Origin of the sequence: Peptoniphilus harei (genome assembly GCF_900454685.1) — a bacterium.
Lineage (GTDB): Bacteria > Bacillota > Clostridia > Tissierellales > Peptoniphilaceae > Peptoniphilus_A > Peptoniphilus_A harei.
Map to the genome: position 1 here is coordinate 1 of NZ_UATM01000008.1, position 6,658 is coordinate 6,658.

At 32.2% G+C, this 6,658-nt stretch carries 9 protein-coding genes; 5 read left to right on the forward strand and 4 right to left on the reverse strand.

Annotated features, from left to right (window positions below; translation table 11 throughout):
• The 5 genes from DRZ96_RS00370 to DRZ96_RS00385 form a co-directional block, all read left to right on the forward strand.
• The coding region (locus tag DRZ96_RS00370; protein ID WP_322788171.1) for a carbohydrate ABC transporter permease at positions 1 to 846 on the forward strand (846 nt) is incomplete at its 5' end.
• Between the two features lie 23 nt (positions 847 to 869).
• The gene (locus DRZ96_RS10960) at positions 870 to 1,451 is read left to right on the forward strand and encodes an extracellular solute-binding protein (protein ID WP_256584669.1); all 582 of its coding nucleotides are present in this window, start codon (positions 870 to 872) and stop codon (positions 1,449 to 1,451) included.
• Positions 1,403 to 2,173 (forward strand): extracellular solute-binding protein, encoded by a 771-nt coding sequence (locus DRZ96_RS10965; protein WP_256584670.1) that lies wholly within the window; start codon positions 1,403 to 1,405, stop codon positions 2,171 to 2,173. Before DRZ96_RS10960 ends, DRZ96_RS10965 begins: the two co-directional genes overlap by 49 nt.
• Before the next feature lie 61 nt (positions 2,174 to 2,234).
• A complete protein-coding gene (locus DRZ96_RS00380; RefSeq protein ID WP_112889231.1) occupies positions 2,235 to 2,765 on the forward strand; it encodes a PHP domain-containing protein in 531 nt (176 codons plus the stop codon).
• Positions 2,766 to 2,931: 166 nt separating this feature from the next.
• Positions 2,932 to 3,225, forward strand: a complete 294-nt coding sequence (locus DRZ96_RS00385; protein WP_112889232.1) for a CehA/McbA family metallohydrolase domain-containing protein — start codon at positions 2,932 to 2,934, stop codon at positions 3,223 to 3,225.
• 232 nt (positions 3,226 to 3,457) lie between these two features.
• On the opposite strand, the gene DRZ96_RS00390 is transcribed toward DRZ96_RS00385, so the two are convergent.
• From DRZ96_RS00390 to DRZ96_RS00405, 4 genes are all read right to left on the reverse strand, one after another.
• Positions 3,458 to 3,730, reverse strand: coding sequence for a hypothetical protein (locus DRZ96_RS00390; RefSeq protein ID WP_112889233.1), 273 nt, complete (start codon positions 3,728 to 3,730; stop codon positions 3,458 to 3,460).
• Between the two features lie 444 nt (positions 3,731 to 4,174).
• Positions 4,175 to 4,426 carry a hypothetical protein gene (locus DRZ96_RS00395; RefSeq protein WP_112889234.1) on the reverse strand — a complete coding sequence of 84 codons (252 nt, stop codon included), beginning with the start codon at positions 4,424 to 4,426 and terminating at the stop codon, positions 4,175 to 4,177.
• A 61-nt stretch (positions 4,427 to 4,487) separates the two neighbouring features.
• Positions 4,488 to 5,792: an ABC transporter substrate-binding protein gene (locus DRZ96_RS00400; RefSeq protein WP_112889235.1), complete on the reverse strand. Its 1,305-nt coding sequence runs from the start codon at positions 5,790 to 5,792 to the stop codon at positions 4,488 to 4,490.
• Between the two features lie 23 nt (positions 5,793 to 5,815).
• Entirely contained in the window at positions 5,816 to 6,634 is an 819-nt protein-coding gene (locus DRZ96_RS00405) for a carbohydrate ABC transporter permease (RefSeq protein WP_236587211.1), read from the reverse strand.
• Between the last annotated feature and the right edge of the window lie 24 nt (positions 6,635 to 6,658).

Sequence of the window (6,658 nt, forward strand, 5' to 3'; positions counted from 1 at the left end):
ATTTATGAGAAAGAAGTTGGAGGCATGATGAAAAAAATAGCGAGACACCTTGTGCTTATATTTTTATCAATAATAACATTTTTTCCACTTATGTGGATGATTTCAAATTCCTTTAAAACTACTGAATCAATTATGCGAAAGCCCCTTAGCTTTATACCAGATTTTTTAGACTTTAGGAATTTTCTTGGAGCATTAAATTTAGCACCTTTTGATTTATATATTATAAATTCAATTGTCACATCAATTATAATAGTAATTCTTCAAATTATCACAGGGGTTTTACTTGCATATGGCATGTACAGATTTTCCTTTAAACTAAGAGGCATGATGTTTAAAGGGATTCTTTTGACTTATATGCTTCCTGCTGCAACAACATATGTGCCAAGCTATGTAATAATTGCAAAATTAAATTTAATAGACACTTTGACTGGAATTATTATTTCAAATTCAGTGGCAGTCTTTACAATTTATATGCTCTACAACACTTTTAAGGAGGTGCCAAAGGAGCTAATAGAAGCTGCTGAAATGGATGGAGCAAGTGACATGGATATACTTTTAAAAGTTGTACTTCCTATTTCTAAATCAACTATACTTACTAATGCACTTATCCAATTTGTAACAATGTATAACAATTATATGTGGCCATCACTTATTACAAATTCAAAATCAAAGTATTTGATAAGCGTTGGACTAAATAAATTTTTCACATCACAGGGAAATTTTGGAGAAAACTTACCTCTTTTAATGGCGGGAAATACTATATCAGTTCTTCCACTTTTAATACTATTTATTGTCTTACAAAAATGGTTTATAAAAGGAATATCTGATAGTGGAATAAAAGGATAAAATTTAATTAAAAAGGAGAAAACATGAAAAAAATTTTTAAGACAGCATTACTTATGCTATGTGCACTTATGATTTTTACAGGATGTTCAAGTTCTGCAAAAAATGCAATGAAGACGGAAGAAAAGACAGCAGATTCAAAAGGCAAAACTGAAATCCAATTTTGGTATGGACTTGGATCAGTTGCTGGAGAAACAATGAAAGAGATTATAAAAGAATTTAACGAGTCACAAGATAAGGTAAAGGTTGTTGGTGTTCAACAAGCTGACTACAATGAAACTTTCCAAAAAGTTCAGGCAGCTATTGCAGCAAATGAGCCACCAGCAGTTTACATTGGATCAAATATTGAACTAAGAGTAAAGGACGGAATGCTTGCAGATTTAACAAAATATATGGATGATAGAACTCATATTGACGACTATCTTGAAGTTTTTATGAAACCGGCAATGGTTGATGACAAAGTTTACGGGTTCCCAGCATATGGCACAACTCAAGTAATTTATTACAGAAAAGACTTACTTGAAAAGGCAGGACTTGATCCAAAAGAAGTATTTAACACTTGGGAAATACTTTTAAATATTCAAAGGAAATCCAAGACAAGGGCATAGCAAAATGGGGTCACCTTGTAATGTATAATCATGAAAACTTAATAGATATAGCTCTATCTAATGGTGGTAAAATTTTATCTGATGATGGAAAAAAAGTTTTAATTAATAGCAAAGAATGGGTTGACTCATGGAACTTTGTAAGACAACAAATTTTTGAAAACAAAACTACAAAAATTGAATCTGGTGGACAAGGCTGGGAATATTGGTATAGAACAATTGATGATGTAATGAATGGTGAAGCAATGTCCTACACTGGTTCATCAGGAGACAAGGGAGATCTTGACTTTACAAAAATTTCATCACTTCCACAACCGGGACTTAATGGAAACCCAGGAAAGCCAGTGGCTGGTGCACACTCACTACTTGTTCCTGCAGCAGCAAGTGAAGAACAACAAAAGGCAGCCTATGAATGGATAGCTTATTTCACAAGTCCAGAAGTTTCTGCTAAGTGGTCAGAAAAAATTGGATACATTCCAGTAAGAAAATCTGCGGCAGATGTAGCTGAATACAAAAAATTTATCGAAGAAAACCCTTATGCAGGGGTTCCTTATGAACAAGCAATGCATGCTTCACCAGCTTTCATTGATCCAACTGATGGAAAAATAACAGACGCACTTTCCATTGCTGCTGATAAGGTTGAGCTTCAAAATATTGATGCAAAGACTGCCCTTGATGAAGCAGCAAAAACTGCACAGGCAGCTCTTGATGAAATAAATAAGTAAGAAATAAAAAAATTAAAATCAAGCTTTGGGTTAAGTCCCAGAGCTTTTTTTAAGGAGAAATATGGAAAATATAATAAAAAATTTAAGAGAAGGATACAATGAAATAGAGTTAAAAATAAAATTGGATGAATTAATAAAGGATTCAATCAAGTTTAGTCTAAAAGGAGAAAAATTTTTCATAAGTCTATTTGTCTATAAAGAAAATGAAATTGTGGGTAGCATTACAGCAAATAGAGATGCAGAAAGATTTATGTCAAAGGATATCTTAAAGTCCTCTAATGGCTTTGAAAATTTAGAGAGTGGCGATTATAGAATAACTTATCTTCTTCACAAAGAAGGAGATGTCATTTTAAAAATTGAAGATGAAAAAAGCCCTATTGATTCTAAAAAAGAAGTGGACATAGAAAAAGATGAAGTCAAATGCAGTGAAGAAAAGTGGTATGCTGGTGACTTTCACACTCATACTTTTTACTCTGATGGTAAGTTATCTCCAGAAGAAAATATTGAAGTAGCAAAAAAAGAGGCCTGTCCTTCTTTTCTCCAACAGACCACAACTTTAATCAGACAAGATTTCCTGAAACTGACTTATTAATTATTGAAGGAACAGAAATAACATCGAAGTACGGCCACATCAATGTATTTTTCACTAATGAATCTGTTTTTAAAAATATTCTGTAGAGGGACTTAACACTGAAGAGTGGTTATTAAAAGTTTTAAGGGAAATAAAGGATGAAATTTATTCAATTAATCATCCCTTTATGGAAACTTTTGAATTTTTAGTTGATGATTATTCTTTAGATGACTTAAAATTTATGGAAATAATAAATGATCCAACTTATATGACTTCTATTGATGCCGTGGAAAAAGCTTTAAAAGCTTGGGACTTACTTCTTCAAAATGGCTATAAAATTTATGGTATAGGTGGAAGCGACTCTCATCTTTACCCAGATGAAAAATATGAAAATGCAGACTATCCATCACTTCTTGGAGATCCAAAGACCTATATTTTTGCGAAGAATCTTTCAAAAATGAAATCAAAAAGGCAATGTTAGCAGGGAAAATTTCTGTCTCCCGTGAAAATTAATTGAGTTAAAAAAAGTTAATGAGACCGATTTACTTTGGAATTAGAAGAAAGCACTTTTCACACAAAAAATTCTATAGAATTTATGTGTGAAAAGTGCTTTCTTCTAATTCCAAAGTAAATTCGTCTCATTAACTTTTTTTAACTCAATTAATTTTTCACGGGAGACAGAAATTTTCCCTGCTAACATTGCCTTTTTGATTTCATTTTTTGAAAGATTCTTCGCAAAAATATAGGTCTTTGGATCTCCAAGAAGTGATGGATAGTCTGCATTTCATATTTTTCATCTGGTAAAGATGAGAGTCGCTTCCACCTATACCATAAATTTTATAGCCATTTTGAAGAAGTAAGTCCCAAGCTTTTAAAGCTTTTTCCACGGCATCAATAGAAGTCATATAAGTTGGATCATTTATTATTTCCATAAATTTTAAGTCATCTAAAGAATAATCATCAACTAAAAATTCAAAAGTTTCCATAAAGGGATGATTAATTGAATAAATTTCATCCTTTATTTCCCTTAAAACTTTTAATAACCACTCTTCAGTGTTAAGTCCCTCTACAGAATATTTTTTAAAAACAGATTCATTAGTGAAAAATACATTGATGTGGCCGTACTTCGATGTTATTTCTGTTCCTTCAATAATTAATAAGTCAGTTTCAGGAAATCTTGTCTGATTAAAGTTGTGGTCTGTTGGAGAAAAGAAGGACAGGCCTCTTTTTTGCTACTTCAATATTTTCTTCTGGAGATAACTTACCATCAGAGTAAAAAGTATGAGTGTGAAAGTCACCAGCATACCACTTTTCTTCACTGCATTGACTTCATCTTTTTCTATGTCCACTTCTTTTTTAGAATCAATAGGGCTTTTTTCATCTTCAATTTTTAAAATGACATCTCCTTCTTTGTGAAGAAGATAAGTATTCTATAATCGCCACTCTCTAAATTTTTCAAAGCCATTAGAGGACTTTAAGATATCCTTTGACATAAATCTTTCTGCATCTCTATTTGCTGTAATGCTACCCACAATTTCATTTTCTTTATAGACAAATAGACTTATGAAAAATTTTTCTCCTTTTAGACTAAACTTGATTGAATCCTTTATTAATTCATCCAATTTTATTTTTAACTCTATTTCATTGTATCCTTCTCTTAAATTTTTTATTATATTTTCCATATTTCTCCTTAAAAAAAGCTCTGGGACTTAACCCAAAGCTTGATTTTAATTTTTTTATTTCTTACTTATTTATTTCATCAAGAGCTGCCTGTGCAGTTTTTGCTGCTTCATCAAGGGCAGTCTTTGCATCAATATTTTGAAGCTCAACCTTATCAGCAGCAATGGAAAGTGCGTCTGTTATTTTTCCATCAGTTGGATCAATGAAAGCTGGTGAAGCATGCATTGCTTGTTCATAAGGAACCCCTGCATAAGGGTTTTCTTCGATAAATTTTTTGTATTCAGCTACATCTGCCGCAGATTTTCTTACTGGAATGTATCCAATTTTTTCTGACCACTTAGCAGAAACTTCTGGACTTGTGAAATAAGCTATCCATTCATAGGCTGCCTTTTGTTGTTCTTCACTTGCTGCTGCAGGAACAAGTAGTGAGTGTGCACCAGCCACTGGCTTTCCTGGGTTTCCATTAAGTCCCGGTTGTGGAAGTGATGAAATTTTTGTAAAGTCAAGATCTCCCTTGTCTCCTGATGAACCAGTGTAGGACATTGCTTCACCATTCATTACATCATCAATTGTTCTATACCAATATTCCCAGCCTTGTCCACCAGATTCAATTTTTGTAGTTTTGTTTTCAAAAATTTGTTGTCTTACAAAGTTCCATGAGTCAACCCATTCTTTGCTATTAATTAAAACTTTTTTTCCATCATCAGATAAAATTTTACCACCATTAGATAGAGCTATATCTATTAAGTTTTCATGATTATACATTACAAGGTGACCCCATTTTGCTATGCCCTTGTCTTGGATTTCCTTTGAATATTTAAAAGTATTTTCCCAAGTGTTAAATACTTCTTTTGGATCAAGTCCTGCCTTTTCAAGTAAGTCTTTTCTGTAATAAATTACTTGAGTTGTGCCATATGCTGGGAACCCGTAAACTTTGTCATCAACCATTGCCGGTTTCATAAAAACTTCAAGATAGTCGTCAATATGAGTTCTATCATCCATATATTTTGTTAAATCTGCAAGCATTCCGTCCTTTACTCTTAGTTCAATATTTGATCCAATGTAAACTGCTGGTGGCTCATTTGCTGCAATAGCTGCCTGAACTTTTTGGAAAGTTTCATTGTAGTCAGCTTGTTGAACACCAACAACCTTTACCTTATCTTGTGACTCGTTAAATTCTTTTATAATCTCTTTCATTGTTTCTCCAGCAACTGATCCAAGTCCATACCAAAATTGGATTTCAGTTTTGCCTTTTGAATCTGCTGTCTTTTCTTCCGTCTTCATTGCATTTTTTGCAGAACTTGAACATCCTGTAAAAATCATAAGTGCACATAGCATAAGTAATGCTGTCTTAAAAATTTTTTTCATGTTTTCTCCTTTTTAATTAAATTTTATCCTTTTATTCCACTATCAGATATTCCTTTTATAAACCATTTTTGTAAGACAATAAATAGTATTAAAAGTGGAAGAACTGATATAGTATTTCCCGCCATTAAAAGAGGTAAGTTTTCTCCAAAATTTCCCTGTGATGTGAAAAATTTATTTAGTCCAACGCTTATCAAATACTTTGATTTTGAATTTGTAATAAGTGATGGCCACATATAATTGTTATACATTGTTACAAATTGGATAAGTGCATTAGTAAGTATAGTTGATTTAGAAATAGGAAGTACAACTTTTAAAAGTATATCCATGTCACTTGCTCCATCCATTTCAGCAGCTTCTATTAGCTCCTTTGGCACCTCCTTAAAAGTGTTGTAGAGCATATAAATTGTAAAGACTGCCACTGAATTTGAAATAATAATTCCAGTCAAAGTGTCTATTAAATTTAATTTTGCAATTATTACATAGCTTGGCACATATGTTGTTGCAGCAGGAAGCATATAAGTCAAAAGAATCCCTTTAAACATCATGCCTCTTAGTTTAAAGGAAAATCTGTACATGCCATATGCAAGTAAAACCCCTGTGATAATTTGAAGAATTACTATTATAATTGATGTGACAATTGAATTTATAATATATAAATCAAAAGGTGCTAAATTTAATGCTCCAAGAAAATTCCTAAAGTCTAAAAAATCTGGTATAAAGCTAAGGGGCTTTCGCATAATTGATTCAGTAGTTTTAAAGGAATTTGAAATCATCCACATAAGTGGAAAAAATGTTATTATTGATAAAAATATAAGCACAAGGTGTCTCGCTATTTTTTTCATCATGCCTCCAACTTCTTTCTCATA